Consider the following 22923-nt stretch of genomic DNA (forward strand, 5'->3'; position numbering starts at 1 on the left):
GTCCTCACGCGTCTTGGCTTTGTGTCTCGGGCTTCTTTGGGGCTGTCTCGTGGGCGATACCTACGAGGCGCGTTCTGCCGGTCAGCAGCTCTTGCATCATCCCTTGCTTGATGGCGCGGGTTTTGGCAAGGCGGGATTCGAGGGTGGAGAGGTCCGCGTCCATGTCTGTGAGGATGGCTGCGATGGCTGCCTGCTCTGCTGGGTCGGACGGCAGTGCAACGATTGCATTGGCCACGTCCGTTGAATTCACGGAATCAAAAGTCGAGCCTTTCGACATTCGAGACCATCTTGGTTCCAGGTTGATAAGCGCGTGATATAGAAAGTCGTTCGGGAATCGAATCGCGCACACCCCCCGGCCTAAGCAGCAGTCAAAAGTTGCACGCGAAATCTCACCGACCGGGGCTCGTACTGACATCAACACGTCTCCCTTGCGCCCTCGCTTGGTAACCTGAGTAGTGAAAATTCGCTTAATCGTCCGACGCTTCCTCACGTCGGCGTTGCCTTGAATCAGTGGCAGGCCCTCTCGGCGAACGTTGTAATTTACAGAACTCGGAGATTGCCCCATTTCTATTTGGGCGATTTCTTCCAAGCATGCCTCCACCCACTCTCCACTGAAGCCCGGTAGGCGGGTACGGCCGGCCAGGAGTTGCTGCATCGCGGCCTGTTTGATGTCGCGTTTTTTGGCGATCAGCCGCTCCAGCCCGGCTATCAGGTCATCGACGTCGGACAGGGCGTTGGCGATGCGTTCCTGTTCAACTTCCTTCTTGGGCCAAGCCAACTGCAGATCAGCGAATCTAGATACGCCCAAGTGTGCAACCGAGGTTGTCTGCAACGCAATCTTCGCGAAGCTCCCCGTTTTCTGGCAATTTCTAAAGACGTAGGAAGCGAACTGTGCCGAAACTCCAGGCTTTGCCCGGAATCGCAACAATGCGTTCTGAATCGCGCAGGGCTCTGGATACTCTTCCGCATAAATTGAACACCGGCCAACCAACTCAAGACTTTGCCCTTCGTTCAATAACACATCGCCTTTTCGAATCCGAAACGTTTCGAACTGTTCATCCGTCATCGGCATTTCGAGAACGTCGTCAACAACGATTCGACCATCGAAGACATTCTTCGTGCGCAGATACGGGCGCATGTGTCCAGGCGCCGTTGCAGCCAGAGCTTTGCCGGCAATGACTTCGCCCAACTCCCGAACCGCCCGGACCTCCCAGCCGTCGGGACAATGCGACTCTGACTTCATTCCCATACCACCCCCATTCGCGTCAAGTGGCCATCCACCTTGGTTGACAAGGACGCCACCGCGTCCATTTGGGCTGGCAGTGGCACGGCATAGCGCTCCGCCAGCTCGCGAATCCGCCGAGTCACCGTCTGACTGACGCGGTCAAGTTCAGCTTGCAAATCGTCGGCGAGGCGGGCGAGCCACTTGTCATTCACGACCAGCCTCTGGATGTCAATAGCGATAAGCTTGTCGTACTGGTCATGAGCCAACTGGTCCAGCTCGGCATCCAGCTCCTTGACTGCTTTCTTTAAGGTCGCTTCATCGCCGGTGAGCTTTAGCCAGTCTTTCAGCACCTTCAGTTCTGCGGCGCCGTCCGGGTCATCACCGACCTCCTTGATGCGATCCTTCACAGCAGCCACATTGATCTTCTCGAAGCTGCCAAACACGGCGTCTTCACCGCTGTGTTCTTCTTCCAGCGCAGTGATCGCGCTGCCCACCGAATCCAGCTCGGCCTGCTTGGCATCCAGCGCCGCCTGCTCCGCGGCGAAGTAGTGCGCCACAATGAGAGGCTTGGGAACCAGCTCGCAGGCCCAGCCCTTATCTTTCTTCTTGCCCTTCTTGTCCGTCTCGATGATGCGCGCCGGCTTGGCCACCCAGCCGTCCAGGGCAATCGTGTAGGCATCGTCCTGCATCGCTTCCGCCCAGTAGTCCATCAGGTGCTGATAAACGCTGTAGGCGTCGATTAGCGGCGCGGACTTGACACTGACCAGCAGGTCTTCCGACAGCAGTTCAAGGAATGCCTTGGGATGGTCGCCGATCTTGAAGCCCTTCATGCGCGGCTCATTGCGAGCTTGCCAGTCGGCAAAGCGCTGGGTCACGGTGGCCTGGAAGGCGCTGAACTCGGCATGCCCGAGAATCGCGGACTTGACCTCAGCCACAGGCTGCTGGAGTTGGCTGTAGCCCTCTCGCAGCGGCGCAAACAATGTGGTCCGTAGCGCGGGCATTACCTGCCAGTAGGCGGCCAGAACGCTGGTGGCGCCAACGATGTCGCGGTCCGGAATGCCCCCATTCAGATGGGCGCTGAGGTCCTGGATGTCTTCGGCTTCCGTGTTGTCGATGTAGCGCGGCAGATTGAGGTTGTAGCCGTTCTTCTCGCTGGCGATCTCGCTGACCGACACCATGCGGGCGTAGCCGGGCACGTCGTCCAGCTTGTGGAAGCTGTCGACAATGCGGTGCAGGTCCTGTTCGCGCAGGCGGTTCTTGTTGCCGTCCTTGATGAAGCCCTTGCTGGCGTCGATCATCATCACGCCCTTGCGCGCGTCGGCGTTCTGCCTGTCCAGCACCAGGATGCAGGCAGGGATGCCAGTGCCGTAGAACAGGTTGGCCGGCAGGCCGATGATGCCCTTGAGGATGCCGCTGCTCACCAGTTGCTTGCGGATGACGGCTTCCGCATTACCGCGAAACAGCACCCCATGCGGCAGGATGCAGGCCGCCTTCCCGCTGGCCTTCATACTGCGGATGATGTGCAGCAGGTAGGCGTAGTCGCCCTGTTTGGCGGGCGGCGCGCCCCAAGTGAAACGCTTGTAGGGATCGTCGGTGGGGGTGAGGCCCGTGCTCCAGGCCTTGTCGGAAAACGGCGGGTTGGCCACCACATAGTCGTAGGTGCGCAGTTGCTCACCATCCTTGAACTTCGGATTGGCCAGAGTGTTGCCGCTGAGAATGTTGGCCGTGGGGAAGTTGTGCAGGATCATGTTCATCCGCGCCAAGCCGGCGGTGGTCACGTCCTTCTCTTGGCCTTCCAGCGTGATGTGCTTGCCGGCCTCGGCGGCCACCTTCAGCAGCAGCGAGCCCGAGCCACAGGTGGGGTCGTAGGCGGTGGTGCTGGCCTTGGTGTTGGCGGGCGAGATGCCGATGACCTTGGCGATGACCCGGCTGACTTCGGACGGCGTGTAGAACTGGCCCTTGCTTTTGCCACTCTCGGTAGCGAAGTGGCGCATCAGATACTCGTACGCATCCCCCAGGATGTCGTCGTGCTCGGCACGGTTTTGCGAGAAGTCCAGCTCGGGTTTCTGGAAGATGCTCACCAGGTTCGTGAGGCGCTCCACCATCTCGGCGCCGGTGCCTAGCTTCTCGGGATCGTTGAAATTGGGAAAGTCGCTGCGCGCAAGCCGGCTGTTGGCATCGATCAGCGGCTGGATAATCTGGGTGTTGATCCTGTCGCCGATGTCGCTCTTGCCCGAGCGCGATCATGTCTTTGAAGCTGGCGCCCTTGGGGATGATAACCGGCGGCGCAAAGTCGTCGCTATCGGCGTACTTGTCGCTGATGTACTTGATAAACAGCATGAACAGGACGTAGTCCTTGTACTGGCTGGCATCCATGCCGCCGCGCAGTTCGTCGCAAGAGGCCCAAAGAGAGGAATATAGGTCTGATTTCTTGATGGCCATGGCGTTCGTTTTCGAGCATTAATCCGGTTCCGCGTCAGCGCAAATTTTACCCTGCAGGGGGCGGACAAAAGAACGATACGGCTACGCAGTTTGAAAGGGAATTTCTGCCGCTATCGATTCTGTGTAAGAGACTTCGCGATCTCCTTCCGCCAATTTTCTCTGACCGCAGATCCGAGGCCGGTTTGCGCAGTTGCCGTTTCGGCTCAGTTGCACTTCGTTCATCGTCTTTTGCCCACGTGCTTTTATCGTTTATTGTGAGACTTGACCGGCTTATGAAACATGACATGCCGTCGCATATCCGCATCAGCAGACACGTTCCAAACTTCGAATTTTGAGATTTCGGCGAGACGGCCGTACGACAGGCCGAGTTATCCCTCGTTGCTTCAAGGACGCACTCGGCAAGCTGGGATTGCGACAGCATCGCCGGTGACGATTGCCTTTCGACTGAAATTAGCGCGCTCTGCCACGATGGCGCTGATGATCAGGACAGCAAGGCTTGATTTTCTATACGCAGCGGACGAAGAGACCGAGAAATTGCGCGAACCCTAACTAGGTACGGCGATATTGGTGCGCCCGGCTGGGATCGAACCAGCAACCCCTGCCTTCGGAGGGCAGTACTCTATCCATTGAGCTACGGGCGCATCGGAGATAAGGCTTGCGGAAGAAAGACACACGCCGAAAGACGGCTGCAAGCCCCATGCGAATCCGAGAGGATACCTGTTTTCCGTGACGTCGTCCATCGCGCGGGCCTGAGCGCCCTTCGCAGAGCGAGTCACAAAGCATCACACGATTCGGGTAAACGCCCGCTCTACCGCGCCGGCTACCTCGCGCCGACAGTTAAGCGTTCCGTCTATAATCGACCGTGCCTTTCCCCAAGGCGCGCCTTAGCGCACTGCCGTAGCTGTCACGCTGTCACTGAACCGACTCACACCAAAAAACGGGAGACGAGACAAGCATGAGCGAAGCACCCCACGGAGCCCCGATCAAGACACCCGGCCAACTCATCGCCGCGGTCATTGCGGGATTCGGCATCCCGGTCGCCATCATCATTCTGCTCGCGGTGTACGTGAACAATTCCACGCGCACCGGCGCGGGCACGGATATCGAGCAGTCGGTCAAGGAGCGCATCGCGCCCGCCGCGCAGGTCGATATCCGCGACGCCAACGCGCCGCGCGTCTACAAGTCAGGCGAGGAAGTCTTCAAGGCCGTCTGCTCCGCCTGTCACGCGACAGGCACCGCGGGCGCGCCCAAGTTCGGCGATGCCGGCGCATGGGCCGCACGCATCGGCGAAGGTTACGACACGCTGCTGCACAACGCGCTCAACGGCAAGGGCGCGATGCCCGCGCGCGGCGGCACGAGCCCCGACGACTACAGCGACTTCGAAATCGCGCGCGCGGTCGTCTATATGGCGAACGGCAGCGGCGGCAAGCTCGCGGAACCGGCGCAACCCGCATCGGGCGCGGCGGCGAGCGCGGGCGCATCGGGTGCGGCGGCGGCTCCCGCAGGCGCGAGTTCCAACGAAAACGCCCAGGCGGCGGCGGCCGTCGCGGCGCTCGCATCCGTGCCGCAGGCTGCATCGGCGGCGCCGGCTGCAGGCGCGCAAAGCGCCGACGCCGCCCAGGCCGGCAAGGCGCTCTACGAACAGGTCTGCCAGGCGTGTCACGCGGCGGGCGTGCTCGGCGCGCCGAAGTTCGGCGACAAGGCCGCGTGGGCGCCGCGCCTGAAAGAGCCGATGGACACCGTCTACAACTACGCGCTGAAGGGCAAGGGCGCGATGCCGCCGAAGGGTGGATCGAACGCGTCGGATGCGGATGTGAAAGCCGCCGTCGATTACATGGCGAACGCGGCGAAGTAACGCTTCTTTCGGCCGCAAAGAAAAAAACCCTGCGATGCCTTCGCAGGGTTTTTTCATTTGAAGCGTGCAGAAAGAATCAGGTTTTCTGCAACATCGCCTTGAGCATCGCCATGCGATCTTTCGGCGACAAGGGCGCTTCTTCGGCCGTCGGCGGCGGCGCATCGTCGAGCAGCATCTCGGGAATGAACCGCGACGGCTCGCACACCACCGTCTCCCGCGCGCGTTTTCTCTTCTTGCACCAGTTCAGATGCAGACTGCGCTGCGCCCGCGTGATCGCCACGTACATCAGGCGGCGCTCTTCCTCGATGCGCGAATCGTCGACCGGCGCGTCATCGTCCGAGCTGCCGCGATGCGGCATGATGCCTTCCTCGACGCCCACCAGAAACACGTGCGGATACTCCAGTCCCTTCGACGCATGCACGGTCGACAGGCGCACCGCGTCCGGATCTTCCTCCCTGCCTTCGAGCATCGACATCAGCGCGACGGTCTGGATCAGGCCGAGCAGATTCTTGCCTTCATCGGCGAAACCGTCGGCGGTGTCGAAGCCGGTCTGCTCCGCGCCGGGCGCGGCGTCCGGCTTCGTGCCCTTGCGCTTGAGCCATTCGAGAAATTCGAGCACGTTCTGCCATTTCGACTGCGCCTGACGCTCGTCGTACGCATCGTAGAGATACGACTCGTAGTGGATGGCTTCCATCATGTCGTCGAGGACTTCGGTCGCGGGATCGCGCGCGGCGCGGTCCGACAATCGGCGAATCCATTCGCAGAACGTGCGCAGCGGCTCGACCTGCCGAGCCGAGAGCCGCGCCTCGATGCCGCCCATGAACACCGCCTCGAACAGCGACACCTTCGCTGCGCCCGCGAACGCGCCGAGCGCTTCGAGCGTCGTGTTGCCGACACCGCGCCGCGGCGTCGTGATCGCGCGGATGAACGCGGGATCGTCGTCGGGATTGGCAATGAGCCGCAGATACGCGATCAGATCCTTGATCTCGGCGCGATCGAAGAACGACTGTCCGCCCGACAGCACATAAGGAATGCGCTCGCGCCGCAACACCTGCTCGAAAATGCGCGCCTGAAAATTGCCGCGATAGAGAATCGCGTAATCGCGAAACTGCGCGCGGCGCTCGAACTTGTGCGCCGAGAGCCGGAACACGACGGATTCCGCTTCGTGCTCCTCGTCGTTGCAGCCGGTGACGCTGATCGTGTCGCCCATGCCGTGCTCGGACCAGAGCTTCTTCTCGAACAGTTTCGGATTGTTCGCGATGACGTTGTTCGCCGCCGTCAGAATCCGCACCGTCGAGCGATAGTTCTGCTCCAGCTTGACGACGTGCAGCTTCGGGAAATCCTTGCCGAGTTGCGCCAGATTTTCGATGGTCGCGCCGCGCCAGCCGTAAATCGCCTGATCGTCGTCGCCGACCGCCGTGAACGCCGCGCGCGGGCCGGCCAGCAGCTTCACCAGTTCATACTGGCACGTGTTCGTGTCCTGATATTCGTCGATCAGCAGATAGCGCAGGCGGTTCTGCCACTTGTCGCGCACCTGCTCGTTCTGAGCGAAAAGCTGCGCGGGACGCAGAATCAGATCGTCGAAATCGAGCGCCTGATACGCGTGCAGCGTCGCCGCATAACTGCGATAGACGATCGCCGCCTGATGTTCGTCCTCGTTGCTCGCGAGCACGGACGCCTGATCGGGCGAGACCATCGAGTTTTTCCACAGCGAGATGATCGACTGGATCTTGCGGATCAGGCCTTTGTCCGTCGTGCCGAGTTGTTCCTGAACCATGCCGAAGCAATCGTCGGAATCCATGATCGAGAACTGTGGCTTGAGTCCGACGTGCTCCGCCTCTTGCCGCATGATCTGCACGCCGAGCGAGTGGAACGTGCAGATCGTCAACTGATTGACGGGAATCCTGCGGCCTTCCTTGCCCGGCGTCGTGAGCGTCTTGCCTTCGAGCAGCTTGCCCGTGCGCTCGCGCATTTCGAGCGCGGCCTTGTTGGTGAAGGTGAGCGCGGCGATGTGCTTCGGCTCGAAGCCGCGCCCTTCGATCAGGTGCGCGATCTTCTGCGTGATCACGCGTGTCTTGCCGCTGCCCGCGCCGGCGAGCACGAGACAGGGACCATCGAGATAGCGCACGGCTTCGCTTTGCGCGGCGTTCAGACCTGCGGACATCGTTCTGGATTCTGGAGTTTGGGTGCGCTTAGCTGCTGCCTGTGCGCGGAGAAGAGCGCGATGTTAACACGATCGCGGCGGCGCGGTTCCGGCCCCTGTTCGTGCCACAATATCCGGTCAACTCCACGACAGGACGATGCCCGCATGAGTTCAGCACTGAAAGTCGGCGTTATGGGCTATGGCCTCGCCGGCGCGACGTTTCACGCGCCCGTCATCGAGCACTGCGGCCGCGCCGAAGTGACGGCCATCGCGACGAGCCAGGCCGAGCGCGCGCAGGCCGATTATCCGGGCGCGCAGATCGTCGCGGACTTCGACGCGCTGCTCGCCGTCGAAGAACTCGAATGCGTCGTCGTCGCGACGCCGAACGATACGCACTTCGATCTCGCGCATCGCGCGCTGTCGGCGGGCAAGCATGTGGTCGTCGACAAACCGGTGACGCTCTCCGCGCGCGACGCACGCACGCTCGCCGATCTCGCCAAGCAGAAAGGACTCGTGTTCGCGCCGTTCCACAACCGTCGCTGGGACGGCGATTTCATGACGGTGCGCGCGCTCATCGAAAGCGGGCGGCTCGGGCGCGTCACGCATTACGAATCGCATTTCGACCGTTTCCGCCCGAAAGTGCCGCAGCGCTGGCGCGAGGAAGCGGAACGCGGCGGCGGTTTGCTGTTCGATCTGGGGCCGCATCTCATCGATCAGGCGCTGACGCTGTTCGGCGCGCCGCAGACGGTGACGGCGTTCGTGAAGGCGCATCGCGATCACGCGCACGCGCCGGATTACGTTCATCTCGTGCTCGGCTACGACGACAAGGAAGTGATCCTGCACGCGAGCGCGCTCGCGGCGCTGGAGCCGCCGCGTTTCGCCATTCACGGCACGCGCGGCAGCTATGTGAAGAGCGGGCTCGACACGCAGGAAGACCAGTTGCGTGCCGGCATGCGGCCAGGCAATCCGGAGTTCGCGAAGAATCCGCCGGGCGCGTTGCGCGAAGTCGATGGCGATCTCGATCTGCGTCACGAATTCGCCACGAAAGATGGCGCGTATGTCGAGTTTTACCGGGCGCTGGCGGCGGCCATTCAGGATGGCAAGCCGTTTCCGGTTTCGCCGCAGGACGCGGTCGATACGATGACGATCATCGAACTGGCCATTCAGAGCGAGAAAGAAGGGCGGCGCGTGCCGATGCCCCGCTGATTCGCGGCACGTATCGCGCAGAAATCATGAAATGCAATATCAGACATTCCGGCCAGTTGGGCGACATCGTTTATGCGCTCCCGGCTATGCAGGCGCTGGCCCGCCGCAACGGCGCCGCGCGCGTGTCGCTGTACGTGCCGAGCGACAACGTGGCGAGCTACGGACCGGAGATGAAGCACGCCGGCGGCGGGCAGATGGTGAGCCGGGCGTTGTTCGACTTCATCGCGCCGCTGCTGCTCGCGCAATCGTATGTCGACGCGGTGCATTTCGTGCCGTCCGGCGAAATTCCGGCTGATGCGATCGATTTCGATGTCATTCGCGGCGGCGGAATCCACGTGCTCGCGGGCAATCTGAAGGACCACTACTACAAGGCGTTTGCCGTGCTCGCCGATTCGCCGTGCCGCTGGCTGGAACCGAGCGCGGCGGTGGCGGCCGCTCCGCCGGATTTCGATATCCTGATCGGCCGGTCGATGCGCTATCTCAATCAGGCGATCGACTACGGCGTGCTGGCGCCGCTCGGTTTGCGCCTCGGGTTCGTCGGACTGGAGAGCGAATTTGATGAATTTCGCGCGCGCTTTCCGAATCTTCCGATGGATCACGTGCCGGTCGCCAATGCGCTCGATGTCTGCGACCGGATCGCTTCGGCGTCGCTCTATATCGGTAATCAGTCGTTCTTTTTCGCGATCGCCGAAGCCTTGCAGACGAACCGCCTGCTCGAAGTATTCGAGCCCATACCCAACGTGGTTCCCTCCGGCGGGCGCTGTGGGCAGTTTTTGACGACCTACGGCCTGCGCGCGCTGGTCGGCACATTCTTTTGCCGCGTGGTTCCGGCCCGCGACGGCACCGGCGATCTGAACAGCGAGTACGTCAAATGCGTGTGACCGCGACGTAAATCCGAAGGTAGCCGGAAGCGCAATCGGTTGCATCCCAATCCGTTTGACAACCCCAATTCGGTCGCGTAAATTCTGCCGCACGCGTCGGGAGAGCGCGTGGTCGTCGCGCATGCAGCGCGGGCCGCGCCGCCGAAGGGGCATACCCGCAAACTCTCAGGCAAAAGGACCGACGGCGTCGAGGAACGAAGTTTCCTCGCACTCTGGAGAGCGGCAGCGGTTTCATCGAAAAACGATGAAGCCAGTTGCCCACCGAAGGGGCGCGCGATGAACCGCTGCACGACCGTGCACGGTTCGCGCAATCTCTCAGGTACCGAGGACAGAGGGGTCACGCATCGCATCCGCTCAGCGGCATGAGCCTTGCGCGCTGCTTCAGGCAGCACGAAAGGCGCATCCGGCGAGCGAAATGTGCGCTGCGTGGCCTTTTTTGTTTCGCGAACCGAGGCCCCGATGACTTCTCTTCAACATACGCCCCTGCACGCCGCTCACCTCGCGCTCAACGCGCGCATGGTCGATTTCGGCGGCTGGGACATGCCCGTGAACTACGGTTCGCAGATCGACGAGCACCGCGCGGTGCGCACCGACGCCGGCATGTTCGACGTGTCGCACATGCGCGTCGTCGATTTCGAAGGCGAGGCCGTCCGCGAATTCTTCAAGTACGCGATCGCCAATAACGTCGACAAGCTCACGACGCCGGGCAAGGCGCTCTACTCGTGCCTGCTCAACGGCGACGGCGGCGTGATCGACGATCTGATCGTGTACTACTTCTCCGAAACGCGTTTTCGCGTCGTCGTGAACGCGGGCACGGCGGAGAAGGACATCGCCTGGTTCGGTCAGTTGAATGCCGAGGGCGAATTCAACCTTTCTATCTCGCCGCGCCGCGATCTCGCGATCATCGCCGTGCAAGGCCCGAACGCGCGCGAAAAGACGTGGCAAGTGCTGCCGGATACGCGCGCGCAAACTCAAGACATCAAGCCGTTCAACGCGGTGGTTTTCCCGTCGACGCAGAATTCGCAGTACGGCGAGTTGATGCTCGCGCGCACCGGTTACACCGGCGAGGACGGTTTCGAGATCGTCGTTCCGGCGACGCACGTCGAAGCGCTGTGGAACGCGCTGGCCGCCGCTGGCGTGAAGCCCGCCGGCCTCGGCGCGCGCGACACGCTGCGTCTCGAAGCGGGCATGAATCTGTACGGCCAGGACATGGACGATACGGTTTCGCCGCTCGACGCCGGCCTCGCCTGGACGGTCGATCTGAAAACGGAACGCGATTTCGTCGGCCGCAGCGCGCTCGAAGCGCACGGCTCGAAGGCGAACTTCGTCGGGCTCGTGCTCATCAAGGAAAACGGCAAGGCTGGCGGCGTGCTGCGCGCGCATCAGAAAGTCGTCACGGAACACGGCGACGGCGAGATCACGAGCGGCACGTTTTCCCCGTCGATGCAGGAGTCGATCGCGTTCGCCCGCGTGCCCACGGCGGTCGCCGTCGGCGACGCGGTGCAGGTCGTCATCCGCGACAAGCAACTTCCGGCGCGCGTGGTAAAACTTCCATTCGTGCGCAACGGCCAGGTTTTGGTCGCTCTCTAACGCCGTCGCGCCCGTTTCCTCCGATCAAGAACCTCACGAAAAAACCACGCAAGGAGCATCCAATGAGCATCCCGGCCGATCTGAAATACACCGAATCGCACGAATGGGTCCGCACCGAATCCGATGGCACGCTGACCATCGGGATTACCGATCACGCGCAGGAAGCGCTCGGCGACATCGTCTTCGTCGAGCTGCCCGCTGCGGGCAAGACCGTTGCGGCGGGCGACGCGATCGCCGTGATCGAATCGGTGAAGGCCGCATCCGATATTTACGCGCCGGTTTCGGGCGAGATCGTCGCCGCGAACGACGCGCTGACTTCGGCGCCCGATCAGGTCAACGGCGCGCCCTACGAAAGCTGGCTCTTCAAGATCAAGCCGGCCGGCGACGCCAGTCTCGACAAGCTGCTCGACGCCGAAGGCTACGGCAAGTCGATCGGCGAATAACTCATCTCAATGACGATGGCGGCTCCTTCAAGCGAGCCGCATCGCAGGAATTCACATGAAGCTCGAACACCCGGATCACCTGATGAACCGCACCTCCCTGTCACTCGCCGCGCTCGAATGCCACGACGCATTCGCCGAGCGGCACATCGGTCCCGATGAAGCCGACCAGCGCGCGATGCTCGACGCGCTCGGTTTCGCGTCGCGCGCGGCCTTCATCGACGCGGTGATTCCTGAATCGATCCGCCGCAAGGAAACGCTGCCGCTCGGCGCGTTCACGCAGCCGAAGAGCGAGGCGGAAGCGCTCGCGTCGCTGCGCCGGCTGGCGGACGAGAATCTGGTGTTTCGAACTTACATCGGCCAGGGTTACTACGGCACGCACACGCCGGCCGTGATCCTGCGCAACGTGCTCGAAAATCCGGCGTGGTACACGGCGTACACGCCGTATCAGCCGGAAATTTCGCAAGGGCGTCTGGAAGCGCTGCTCAATTTCCAGCAGATGGTGATGGACCTCACGGGCCTCGCGATGGCGAACGCCTCGCTGCTCGACGAAGCCACCGCCGCCGCCGAAGCGATGACGCTCCTGCAACGCATCGGCAAGCCGAAGTCGAACGTGTTCTATGTCGCCGAGGACGTGCTGCCGCAGACCATCGAAGTGGTGAAGACGCGCGCGAAGCCGGCGGGCATCGAAGTGAAGGTCGGTCCGGCCGCCGATGCCGCGGGCGCGAACGCGTTCGGCGTGCTGCTGCAATATCCGGGCGCGAACGGCGACGTGCGCGACTATCGCGCGCTGGCCGAAGCGATTCACGCGGCGGGCGGCCATGTCGTCGCGGCGGCGGATCTGCTCGCGCTGACGCTCATCACGCCGCCGGGCGAATGGGGCGCGGATGTCGCGATCGGCAATACGCAGCGTTTCGGCGTGCCGGTCGGCTTCGGCGGCCCGCACGCGGCGTACATGGCTGTGCGCGACGAATTCAAGCGCCAGATGCCGGGCCGTCTCGTCGGCGTGACCGTCGATGCGCAAGGCAATTCCGCGCTGCGTCTCGCGCTGCAAACGCGCGAGCAGCACATCCGTCGCGAGAAGGCGACGTCGAATGTCTGCACGGCGCAGGCGCTGCTCGCGATCATGGCGAGCATGTACGCGGTCTATCACGGCCCGCGCGGACTCAAGACGATTGCGTTGCGCGTGAATCGCGTGGCGTCGGTGCTTGCGGCGGGTTTGCGCAAATTGGGCTACACGCTCGCCAACGAAACGTTCTTCGACACGGTCACGATCGACAGCGGCGCGAGCACGACCGCGCTGCATCAGGCGGCCTACGCGGCGCATGTCAATCTGCGCCGTGTGAGCGCCACGCAAGTAGGCGTTTCGCTCGATGAAACCACCACGCGCGACGACTTGCTCAAGCTCTTCGCGCTGTTCGCCGAAGTGGCGGGCAAGACCGAAACCTTCGACATCGACGCGCTCGACCAGGCCGCATCGGATTCGCTGCCGCAAGAACTGCGTCGCACGAGCGATTACCTGACACATCCGGTTTTCAATCGCCATCACTCGGAGCATGAAATGCTGCGCTATTTGCGCAGTCTCGCCGACAAGGATCTCGCGCTCGACCGCACGATGATCCCGCTCGGCTCATGCACGATGAAGCTCAATGCGACGTCCGAAATGCTGCCGGTCACGTGGCCCGAGTTCGCGCAGATTCACCCGTTCGCGCCCGCCGAGCAGACGGTCGGCTATCGCACGATGATCGATCAGCTCGAACAGATGCTCGTCGCGTGTACGGGTTACGCGGCCGTGTCGCTGCAACCGAACGCCGGTTCGCAAGGCGAGTACGCCGGCTTGCTGATCATTCACGCGTATCACGAGTCGCGCGGCGAAGGGCATCGCAATGTGTGTCTGATTCCGGCGTCCGCGCACGGCACGAATCCGGCGTCGGCGCAGATGGCGGGCATGCAGGTCGTGGTCGTCGCGTGCGATGCGAACGGCAACGTCGATATCGAAGATCTGAAGGCGAAGGCCGGCAAGCATTCGGCGAATCTCGCGGCCATCATGATCACGTATCCGTCGACGCACGGCGTGTTCGAGCGCAATGTCCGCGAAATCTGCGACATCGTGCATTCGCACGGCGGCCAGGTGTATGTCGACGGCGCGAACATGAACGCGATGGTCGGTCTCTGCGCGCCGGGCCAGTTCGGCGGCGACGTATCGCACCTGAATCTGCACAAGACGTTCTGCATTCCGCACGGCGGCGGCGGACCGGGCGTCGGTCCGGTCGCGGTCGGCGCGCATCTGGCGAAGTTCCTGCCGAATCAGACGTCCACGGGTTACGAGCGCGATGAAGCCGGCATCGGCGCGGTGTCGTCGGCGCCTTACGGCTCGGCGGCGATCCTGCCGATCTCGTGGATGTACATCGCGATGATGGGCGCGAGCGGCCTCACCGCCGCCACGGAGACCGCGATTCTCGCGGCGAACTACGTCGCGAAGCGTCTCGCGCCGCACTATCCCGTGCTGTACAGCGGCGCGGGCGGACTGGTCGCGCACGAGTGCATTCTCGACGTGCGGCCGATCAAGGAATCGAGCGGTATCTCCGTGGAAGACGTCGCCAAGCGCCTGATCGACTACGGCTTTCACGCGCCGACGATGAGCTTCCCGGTTCCCGGCACGCTGATGGTCGAGCCGACGGAATCGGAATCGAAGGAAGAACTCGACCGCTTCATCGACGCGATGATCGCGATCCGCGAGGAAATTCGCGCGGTGGAAGAAGGCCGCGCCGATCGCGAGGACAACGTGCTGAAGCACGCGCCGCATACGGCGTCGGTCGTCGCGTCGGATGCATGGGCGCATGCGTACACGCGCGAAGCGGCGGCGTATCCGTTGAAGTCGCTCATTGCGCGCAAGTACTGGTCGCCGGTCGGCCGCGCGGACAACGCTTATGGCGACCGCAACCTGGTGTGCTCGTGCGTGCCGATCTCGGAATACGCCGACGAGTAAGCCTTCGCGCAAGTTCCTGAGCGAGCGCCGCCCGGAAAGCGTCAAGCTTCGTCGGGCGGTTTTGCGGCGCGTTCGAGAACGGCTAACATCTCACCCCGGACCAAAAAGCCAAAATAGGGAGTTCACATGGCGCTCAAGGTGCGAGAGGTGAGAAGGGCGAAGCGCGCGTGCGCCGCGCTGGCGATGCTCGGGGCGATGTCGATCGCAGCATCGTCCGCGCACGCCGCGATGAATTTCTGCGCCGCGCCCGCGATGCAGACGAGCGAGCGCACCAATGCCGATCCCGGCGTGAAGGCGCTCGTGAAGATGGTGCAATCGCACGTGAGCGATCAGCCGAAGGCGCGCGCGCGGCTGCACACCGAAGGCACGCTGCCGCACGAAGGCATTTACGACGAAAGCGTCGAAGCGGAGAAGGATCTCGGCCTGATGCGCGACGCCGCGCTCGCGTGGCGCGCGACCGGCGACGAGCGCTATCTGCGTCTCGTCGATCGCTTCCTGCTCGCGTGGACGACCACGTACCAGCCGAGCTTCAATCCGATCGACGAAACGAATTTCGAATCGCTGATTCTCGCGTATGACCTCACGGCGAGCGCGCTGCCGGTCAAGACGCGCAACGCGGCGAACGCGTTCATCACGAAAATGGTGAGCGGTTATGTCGCCGACATGGACAAGCAGCCGCGGCCGCTCACCGGCAACTATCGCAACAACTGGCAGAGCCATCGCGTGAAGCTGGTGGCGATGGGCGCGTTCACCATCGACGACCGCAAGTTGATCAACGCGGCGCAGCGGCTGTTCGTCGAGCATATCGGCGACAACATCGCGCCGGACGGATCGACGGTCGATTTCGCCGAGCGCGATGCGCTGCGCTACGTCACCTACGATCTGCAACCGCTCGTGACGGCGGCGCTCGCCGCGCGACGGCACAACCGCAACTGGCTGCCGGAGCGCGCGCAGTCGGGCGCGACGCTGGCGGTTGCGCTCAACTGGCTCACGCCGTATGCGCTCGGCACGAAGACGCACGATGAATTCGTGAAGTCGTCGGTGGCGTTCGACGCCAAGCGGCGCGAAGCCGGCTTGCCGGGTTTCTCGGGTCGATGGGACCCGAAGAACGCGGCGGAACTCTTTCATCTGGCGGCGCGGCTGGACGGCCGCTACGCGCCGGTCGCGCTGCGGCTCGCACCGACGCCGCCCGCGTGGCTCGCGGTGTGTCTGCCGCTATCGGCGCGCTAATTTTCCAAAGGCGGGAACCATCATGGCAGTCAGCGTATTCGACCTCTTCAAGATCGGCATCGGACCTTCGAGCTCGCACACCGTTGGACCGATGCGCGCCGCGTTGATGTTCGCGCAAGGGCTTGAGCGCGACGGCCTGCTGGAATCGACGGCATCGGTGAAATGCGAGTTGTACGGCTCGCTCGGCGCGACGGGCAAGGGACACGGCACCGACCGCGGCGTGATGCTCGGTCTGATGGGCGACGCGCCCGACACCGTCGATGCTTCGAGCATCGTGCCGCGTCTGGAACAAGTGCGCGCGGCGAAAACGCTCGCGCTGCTCGGCGTGCGCGAGATTCCGTTCACGATCAAGGAGAACATCGCGTTCTATCGGCAGGCGTTGCCGGAGCATCCGAACGGCATGAAGCTGCACGCGTTCGATGCGAGCGGCGCGCTGCTGCGCGAGGCGACGTATCTGTCGGTTGGCGGCGGGTTCGTCGTGACGGCGGGCGCGGCGAATACGGCGGTGCTGACCGCGCACGAGCACTTGCCGTATCCGTTTCATACCGGCGACGAACTCATGAAGATGTGCGCCGACTCGGGCAAATCGATCGCGCAACTGATGTGGGAAAACGAGCGCGTCTGGCGCAGCGGCGACGAGATTCGCGCTGGACTTTTGCGCATCTGGGACGTGATGCAGGATTGCGTCGCGCGCGGATGCGGCATCGGCAATCCGGCGGCCGAAGGGCATCTGCCGGGGCCGTTTCAGGTGAAGCGGCGCGCGCCGCAGCTCTACAAGGCGCTGACGGGCAAGCCCGAGCAGGCGCTGCGCGATCCGTTGTCGATGATCGACTGGATCAACCTCTACGCGATCGCCGTGAACGAGGAGAACGCGATCGGCGGGCGCGTGGTCACGGCGCCGACCAACGGCGCGGCGGGCATCATTCCGGCGGTGCTGCACTACTACGATCGGTTCGTGCCGGGCTCCAACGCTCAAGGCGTGGTGGATTTTCTGCTGACGGCGGCGGCGATCGGCATTCTGTACAAGATGAATGCATCGATTTCCGGCGCGGAAGTGGGATGTCAGGGCGAAGTCGGCGTCGCGTGTTCGATGGCGGCGGGCGCGCTGGCCGCGGTGCTCGGCGGGACGCCGGCGCAGGTCGAGAATGCCGCGGAGATCGGCATGGAACATAACCTTGGGCTGACGTGCGATCCGGTGGGCGGCATGGTGCAGATTCCGTGCATCGAACGCAACGCGATGGGTTCGGTGAAAGCCGTCAACGCTGCGCGCATGGCGATGCGCGGCGATGGATCACACTACGTTTCGCTCGATTCGGTCATCAAGACCATGCGCGAGACGGGCGCGGATATGAAGACGAAATATAAGGAAACGTCGCGCGGTGGGTTGGCGGTGAATATCGTGGAGTGTTGAGGGATCGATGCTTTCTGGCGGAAAGCATCAAGCCCCGATCAGATTCACCACCTTCACATTCCGCGTATCCGGCACTTCGGCATACGAAATCACCTTCAATTGCGGCAGACTCCGCCGCAGGAACCTCGCCAGCATCGCGCGCAGCGAATGCTGCACGAGCAACACCGGCGGCAAGCCCAGATTCTGCTGACGCATGATCGCGTTCTGCGTCGAATTCATGAGCGTCTGCGCGAGTCCCGGCTCAAGCCCCGGGTTCGGACCCGTCGACAAAGCCTGCGACAGCACGCGCTCCAGCGTCGGATCGAGGCCCATCACCTGCAGATCATCAGCGCCCGGATACCACTGCTGCGTGATCGCGCGGCCCAGCGCGAGACGTACCGCAGCCGTGAGATCGTGCGGATCGGACACGCGCGGCGCGTGCTCCTGCAGCGCGTCGAGAATCGTGCGCATGTCGCGGATCGGCACGCTTTCGTCGAGCAGATTCTGCAGCACCTTTTGCAGCGTCGTGAGCGACAGCACCTTCGGTACGAGATCGTCGGTGAGCGAAGGCGTGTCCTTGCCGATACGCTCCAGCAGCGCCTGCACCTCCTGGCGACCGAGCAGTTCGGCGGCGTGCGTCACGACGAGGTGATTCAAATGCGTCGCGACCACGGTGCTGGCATCGACGACCGTGTAGCCGTAGACCTGAGCCTGCTCGCGCAGATTCGTGTCGATCCACACGGCCGGCAGACCGAACGCCGGATCGTGCGTCTGCGTGCCGGGCAGCGCGGCCGACACCTGTCCCGGATTGATCGCGAGCCACTGACCGGGAAACGCTTCGCCCACGCCCACTTCCACGCCCTTCAACGCAATCCGATACCCATTCGGCCGCAGTTCGAGATTGTCGCGAATGTGAATGACCGGCGGCAAAAAGCCGATTTCCTGCGCGAACTTCTTGCGAATGCCCTTGATCCGCTTGAGCAACTCACCGTCGCTGTTGCGATCGACGAGCGGAATCAGGCGATAACCCACTTCGAGTCCGAGCGGATCGATGAGCGCCACATCCTCCCAGCTCGCCTCGGCATTTTCCGCCGATGCGGCCGCCGCGCTCGCCGCGAGCGGCGTGACATCGGTGACGGCGCTCTTTTTCTTCGCTTCGGCGCGCTTGTTCATCGAGCGCGCGGCGTAAATGAGGCCGCCGCCGAGCAGCATGAACGCGAAGTGCGGCATGCCCGGAATCAACCCCATCACGCCGATGATCACGCCCGTGATCATCAGCACGCGCGGGTTCTGGAACAACTGGCCGGTCAACTGCGTGCCGATGTCTTCCTCGGTCGCGACGCGCGACACGATCACGCCCGCCGCCGTCGAAATGATGAGCGACGGAATCTGCGCGACGAGGCCATCGCCGATGGTCAGCAGCGTGTAGTTGGTCGCCGCGTGCGCGAAGTCCATGTCGTGCTGGAGCATGCCGACGATCAGCCCGCCCACCACGTTGATCACCATGATCAGCAGGCCCGCGATCGCATCGCCGCGCACGAACTTGGACGCGCCATCCATCGAGCCGTAGAACTCGGCTTCCTGCGCCACGCTCTGGCGGCGCTTCTTCGCGGTTTCCTCGTTGATGAGGCCGGCGTTCAGGTCGGCGTCGATGGCCATCTGCTTGCCGGGCATTGCATCGAGCGTGAAGCGCGCGCCGACTTCCGCGATACGTCCCGCGCCCTTCGTGATCACCATGAAGTTGATGATCATCAGGATCACGAACACGACGATACCGACCGCGAAGTTTCCGCCGACGAGAAAGTGCCCGAACGATTCGATCACCTGACCCGCCGCATCCGGACCGGTGTGGCCTTCGAGCAGCACGATACGCGTGGACGCAACGTTCAGCGAAAGGCGCAGCAGCGTCGAGAACAGCAGCACGCTCGGAAAGGCCGCGAAGTCGAGCGGCTTTTGCGTGTACATGCTGACGAGCAGCACCATCACCGCGAGCGCGATGTTGAAGGTGAACAGCAAGTCGAGCAGGAAGGCAGGCAAGGGCAGAATCATCATGCCCAGGATCATGCAGATCAGGATCGGACCGGCGAGGGCGCGCAAGTTCTGCGTGCCTAGCGCGTCGGGCCGTTTGGCGAAAAATCCAGCGCGCGCGTTCATGCGGCGGCTCCATTGTCAGTGTTGTCGTCAGCAAGGGCCTCGGCGGCTTCCTTGTCGGCGTCGGCGTCGGATACACCGCCTTTGTCCAGTTCCTTCGGCACGTCGAGATCGGACGGTTCGTCCGGCGCGTCGCCGCCATCTTCCTTGTAACGCTTGAGCTGATAAACCCACGCCAGCACTTGTGCGACCGCGCCGTAGAGCGCGCCCGGAATCTCGCGGTTGATCTCGACGTTGTGATACAGCGCACGCGCGAGCGGCGGCGCTTCGAGCAGCGGCACGTTGTGCTCGCGGCCCAGTTCGCGGATGCGCCCCGCGACCAGATTCACGCCCTTCGCGACCACCTTCGGCGCGCGCATCTCGCCGTCCGTGTACTTCAGCGCGACGGCGAAATGCGTCGGGTTGGTGACGATCACATCGGCGGTCGGAATCGCCTGCATCATCCGGCGGCGGGCGGCCGCGCGTTGCTGCTGGCGGATCTTGCCCTTGATGTGCGGATCGCCTTCGCTTTCCTTGTGCTCGCGCTTCACTTCTTCCTTGCTCATGCGCAGCTTCTTCGCGTGCGAGAAAAGCTGATACGGCACGTCGACGGCCGCGACGAGAAACAATCCGCCGATCGCCATGCCGCAGCACACGAAGATCAGATGCATCGCATCGGCGAGCGCCAGATCGAGCGGCTTCGTCAACAGGCCGAGCACTTCGGCCTTGCGGCTCCAGATTGCCGAGCCCGCCATGCCGCCGACGACGATCGTCTTCAGCATCGACATGCCGAGCTGAACCGGCCCTTGCACCGAGAAGATCTTGCCGAGTCCGCTGATCGGATTCAGACGCCCGAAATTCGGCGCGAGCGGTTTGGTCGTGATGAGCCAGCCGCCGAGCGCCATCGGCGCGGCGAGCGCGGCGAAACCGGTCAGCAGCAGCACGGGCAGCACGGCGAACAGACCTTCCTTGCTGGCGTTCGCCGCGCCGATCATCATCTGGTGCGTGTCGAGCACGCTCGCGTGATCGAAGGTGAACGCGCCGCGCAGAATCGACTGCAAATGCTGGCTGATCGGCCCCGACAGACCCCACACGCCGAAAAATCCCGCCGCGAGCAGCGCGAACGACGCGAGTTCGCGCGAACGCGCAACCTGGCCTTCCTCCCGCGCCTTTTCCAGGCGCTTGGGAGTCGCTGATTCGGTTTTTTCGAGATCGCTTTCTTCTGCCACCGGGCCTTACTCCGTTGCTTCCATCGTTGCCAGTTGCGAGCGGCGCGAAGCCGCTTTTTGATGAAAGCGATTATTGCGGAAGGCGTCGAGCGGCCATCGGCGGATAAAGCCGGGGAAAAGGGGGCTATTCGGTAGATGAAAGTGCGGGAAACAAAAGCGGCGCGCGCCTCGCGGGAGGCGCGCGCCGTTCGAGAGGCGAAAACGGGCGATCAGGCGCCGGGCAGACGGCCGTCCGGACCATAGAAGCCGCTCTTCGACGGAGCGACTTGCAGCGCGGCGAGCGCACGGCGGTTGTATTCCATGCGGGTGCGGATCAGCACGCCGTTGTTGCTGTTGCACTGTTTCGCGCGACGGGCGGCGGCGGTGAGCAGCGCCCATTGCGCGGCGATCGCGCCGTCGTCCGCGGCGGCCGCTTCCATGCCGACGAAGCCGCTCGGAAAACCGAGCGCGTTCAACTGTTCGTCGCGGGTTTTTTCGAGAATGGAGATGCGCTCGGTGAGCGCGGTCTTGTTCTCGATGATCGCGGGCAGCGCCGGAAGCGGCTGCGCGGCGATCAGCGCTTTTTCCTCATCGACGAGGAGGGATTCGAAGGCCTGAACAGCGGCGACTTCTTCGGTGACAGTGGCAAGCAGGGCGTCTCTCATTGCATCGCTCAAATAGCGGTTTCACAAAAGCCGCCGGTGCCACGAACGCCGCTCGCCGCGACGCGCCTGGTTCTCACAGGCGCGGCCGGTCACTGCGTTCAGCCGCCGGTCGGCGGGGTTCTCGTTTGCAGCAGATCGCGGGCGGTGCTCAGAATGCCGTCGGCGATCTTGCTCGTGTCCATCTTCAGGCTGCCGTCGCGGATCGCGGCCTTGATCGACTCGACTTTCGCCGTATCGATGTCCGAGCTGCTCGACGCGCGCAAGTCGCTCGAAACCGACGACAAGCTCACCGTCGAATTCTTCGCCGGGCTCGCGCCCGTTTGCGCTTGCTGCACGGCGCCCTTCGCGTCGTTCGACGCGCGCTGCAGGTTGTCTTGAAGGCCTGCCAGAGTGGTGTTGCTATTCGATTCGATTTTCACGATGTCTATTCCCGAACGTGTTGAGTCCTTTAACGGCGAGGGGTCTTGAAAACTTTACCCTGCCGCGGATCGCCAACTGCCGTTCGCTCTGCTCATCGCGCCCTCAGCCTTATCTGGCGGGCCTCGAACGCATTTGCAACAAAATGAAACAAGTGTGGGGGACCGAACAAATCCCGTTTTACAGCGACACTTCCACCGTCTGACTGTCCTTCACGATGCCGGTGATGATCTGGCCGCCGGCGGTTTTTACACGTACTTGCTGGCCGGGCGTCGCGTTGTTCATCGCGGTGCCGTCGGCGGAAATCGAAAATCCCGAGCCGCCGGCGACCACGTGCACAGTCTGTCCGATCGACACCGAGGCCGCGGCCCGCAGCATGTCGGTGCGCAGCGGCAGACCGGCGGGCACGCGCGAGAGCGCAACCGCGCCGACGGCCTGAGCCGGATCGGTGACGATGGCTTGCGGCATCGCGGTGAGATCGCCGTCGCGCGCGACCAGATCGGCGTTGCTCAGCACTTCGCCCGGGGCGATCGCGCGCGCGGCGGAATAGTAAGTGGCGTTGATCGACACGCGCGCCTGCACGTAGAGCGTCCACGGCCGCTCGCCGACGCAGCGCACGCCGACCGTCAGGCGGCCCCAGAGACGCGCGCCCGTCGGCATGAACGGATCGAGCGCGGAGCAGGCGGCGAGACCGCGCGGAAAGACCGGCGTGACGGTGATCTCGACCTTGCCCGGCAAGCCGGCGGCCTGCTGCTGAAGAAAGTTGAGCGTAGCCACGCGGATCGATTCGCCGTCCTGCATCGTGGCGGGCGCGCCGGGCGCGGGCGGCAAGGTGGCGGCAGCCGCCGACGGATTGAAGCTCACGCGCCGCATCGGCGAAGCGGCGGCGGCGACCGGCGTCGCAAGTCCGGCCGCGACGGGTTTCGCATTCGTGTTGCGGGCGGCGCCATCGTCGCGGGTCACGACGACTGGCACGACATCGCGCGAAGCCGACGCGACCGGCGCTCTCCGAAGCGCAGGAGCCAAAACGGCAGCCGGAGCCGCGACCGCGCGCGCGGGCTTCGTCTCGGCTGGCCCGGGAATGACGATCATGCCGCTCGCGTCGTTCATGG

16 protein-coding genes, 1 tRNA gene, 1 pseudogene and 2 riboswitches are annotated in these 22923 nt (G+C 63.4%); of the genes and pseudogenes, 8 read left to right on the forward strand and 10 right to left on the reverse strand.

From position 1 onward, the window contains the following. Positions 1-4 precede the first annotated feature (4 nt). The 4 genes and pseudogenes from AWB82_RS08050 to AWB82_RS08060 form a co-directional block, all read right to left on the reverse strand. On the reverse strand, positions 5-1249 hold the full coding sequence (locus AWB82_RS08050) for a restriction endonuclease subunit S (RefSeq protein WP_086966621.1): 1245 nt from the start codon (positions 1247-1249) through the stop codon (positions 5-7). Next, the gene (locus AWB82_RS08055; protein ID WP_235023213.1) at positions 1240-3330 is read right to left on the reverse strand and encodes an N-6 DNA methylase; all 2091 of its coding nucleotides are present in this window, start codon (positions 3328-3330) and stop codon (positions 1240-1242) included. The genes AWB82_RS08050 and AWB82_RS08055 overlap by 10 nt, the downstream gene beginning before the upstream one ends. Before the next feature lie 247 nt (positions 3331-3577). Beyond that, positions 3578-3667, reverse strand: a pseudogene (locus tag AWB82_RS39135) (hypothetical protein); the annotation flags it as partial. Between the two features lie 565 nt (positions 3668-4232). Next, a tRNA-Arg gene (locus tag AWB82_RS08060) sits at positions 4233-4308 on the reverse strand. A 314-nt stretch (positions 4309-4622) separates the two neighbouring features. On the opposite strand from AWB82_RS08060, the gene AWB82_RS08065 reads away from it, so the two are divergent. Next, positions 4623-5522: a c-type cytochrome gene (locus tag AWB82_RS08065; RefSeq protein WP_086966622.1), complete on the forward strand. Its 900-nt coding sequence runs from the start codon at positions 4623-4625 to the stop codon at positions 5520-5522. A gap of 76 nt (positions 5523-5598) precedes the next feature. Here AWB82_RS08065 and AWB82_RS08070 read toward each other — a convergent pair whose 3' ends face one another. Further along, entirely contained in the window at positions 5599-7686 is a 2088-nt protein-coding gene (locus AWB82_RS08070; RefSeq protein ID WP_086966623.1) for a UvrD-helicase domain-containing protein, read from the reverse strand. A 144-nt stretch (positions 7687-7830) separates the two neighbouring features. Between AWB82_RS08070 and AWB82_RS08075 the strand changes: the two genes are divergently transcribed. The 7 genes from AWB82_RS08075 to AWB82_RS08105 all read left to right on the forward strand — a co-directional run bounded on the left by AWB82_RS08075 (position 7831) and on the right by AWB82_RS08105 (position 17412). After that, a complete protein-coding gene (locus AWB82_RS08075; RefSeq protein WP_086966624.1) occupies positions 7831-8871 on the forward strand; it encodes an oxidoreductase in 1041 nt (346 codons plus the stop codon). 26 nt (positions 8872-8897) lie between these two features. Further along, on the forward strand, positions 8898-9752 hold the full coding sequence (locus AWB82_RS08080; protein WP_086966625.1) for a hypothetical protein: 855 nt from the start codon (positions 8898-8900) through the stop codon (positions 9750-9752). 87 nt (positions 9753-9839) lie between these two features. After that, positions 9840-9943, forward strand: a riboswitch (glycine riboswitch). Between the two features lie 11 nt (positions 9944-9954). Next, positions 9955-10094, forward strand: a riboswitch (glycine riboswitch). A 117-nt stretch (positions 10095-10211) separates the two neighbouring features. After that, positions 10212-11342 carry a glycine cleavage system aminomethyltransferase GcvT gene (gcvT, locus tag AWB82_RS08085; RefSeq protein ID WP_086966626.1) on the forward strand — a complete coding sequence of 377 codons (1131 nt, stop codon included), beginning with the start codon at positions 10212-10214 and terminating at the stop codon, positions 11340-11342. Between the two features lie 62 nt (positions 11343-11404). Further along, positions 11405-11785, forward strand: a complete 381-nt coding sequence (gene gcvH, locus AWB82_RS08090) for a glycine cleavage system protein GcvH (protein ID WP_086966627.1) — start codon at positions 11405-11407, stop codon at positions 11783-11785. Positions 11786-11840: 55 nt separating this feature from the next. Further along, positions 11841-14771, forward strand: a complete 2931-nt coding sequence (gcvP, locus tag AWB82_RS08095) for an aminomethyl-transferring glycine dehydrogenase (protein WP_086966628.1) — start codon at positions 11841-11843, stop codon at positions 14769-14771. A gap of 183 nt (positions 14772-14954) precedes the next feature. After that, positions 14955-16001 carry an alginate lyase family protein gene (locus AWB82_RS08100; RefSeq protein ID WP_235023217.1) on the forward strand — a complete coding sequence of 349 codons (1047 nt, stop codon included), beginning with the start codon at positions 14955-14957 and terminating at the stop codon, positions 15999-16001. A gap of 22 nt (positions 16002-16023) precedes the next feature. Then, positions 16024-17412 carry an L-serine ammonia-lyase gene (locus AWB82_RS08105; RefSeq protein WP_086966630.1) on the forward strand — a complete coding sequence of 463 codons (1389 nt, stop codon included), beginning with the start codon at positions 16024-16026 and terminating at the stop codon, positions 17410-17412. A gap of 27 nt (positions 17413-17439) precedes the next feature. On the opposite strand, the gene flhA is transcribed toward AWB82_RS08105, so the two are convergent. The 5 genes from flhA to flgA all read right to left on the reverse strand — a co-directional run. After that, a complete protein-coding gene (gene flhA, locus AWB82_RS08110; RefSeq protein WP_086966631.1) occupies positions 17440-19545 on the reverse strand; it encodes a flagellar biosynthesis protein FlhA in 2106 nt (701 codons plus the stop codon). Beyond that, positions 19542-20750, reverse strand: a complete 1209-nt coding sequence (flhB, locus tag AWB82_RS08115) for a flagellar biosynthesis protein FlhB (RefSeq protein ID WP_086966632.1) — start codon at positions 20748-20750, stop codon at positions 19542-19544. Before flhB ends, flhA begins: the two co-directional genes overlap by 4 nt. Positions 20751-20959: 209 nt before the next feature. Continuing rightward, positions 20960-21394 (reverse strand): flagella synthesis protein FlgN, encoded by a 435-nt coding sequence (locus tag AWB82_RS08120; RefSeq protein ID WP_086966633.1) that lies wholly within the window; start codon positions 21392-21394, stop codon positions 20960-20962. Positions 21395-21492: 98 nt separating this feature from the next. Continuing rightward, complete coding sequence (gene flgM / locus AWB82_RS08125) at positions 21493-21813, reverse strand: flagellar biosynthesis anti-sigma factor FlgM (protein ID WP_200818063.1); 321 nt, start codon at positions 21811-21813, stop codon at positions 21493-21495. A 178-nt stretch (positions 21814-21991) separates the two neighbouring features. After that, the coding region (gene flgA / locus AWB82_RS08130; RefSeq protein WP_086966635.1) for a flagellar basal body P-ring formation chaperone FlgA at positions 21992-22923 on the reverse strand (932 nt) is incomplete at its 5' end.

The sequence above is a fragment of the Caballeronia glebae genome (assembly GCF_001545035.1).
In the GTDB taxonomy this organism is placed as follows: domain Bacteria; phylum Pseudomonadota; class Gammaproteobacteria; order Burkholderiales; family Burkholderiaceae; genus Caballeronia; species Caballeronia glebae.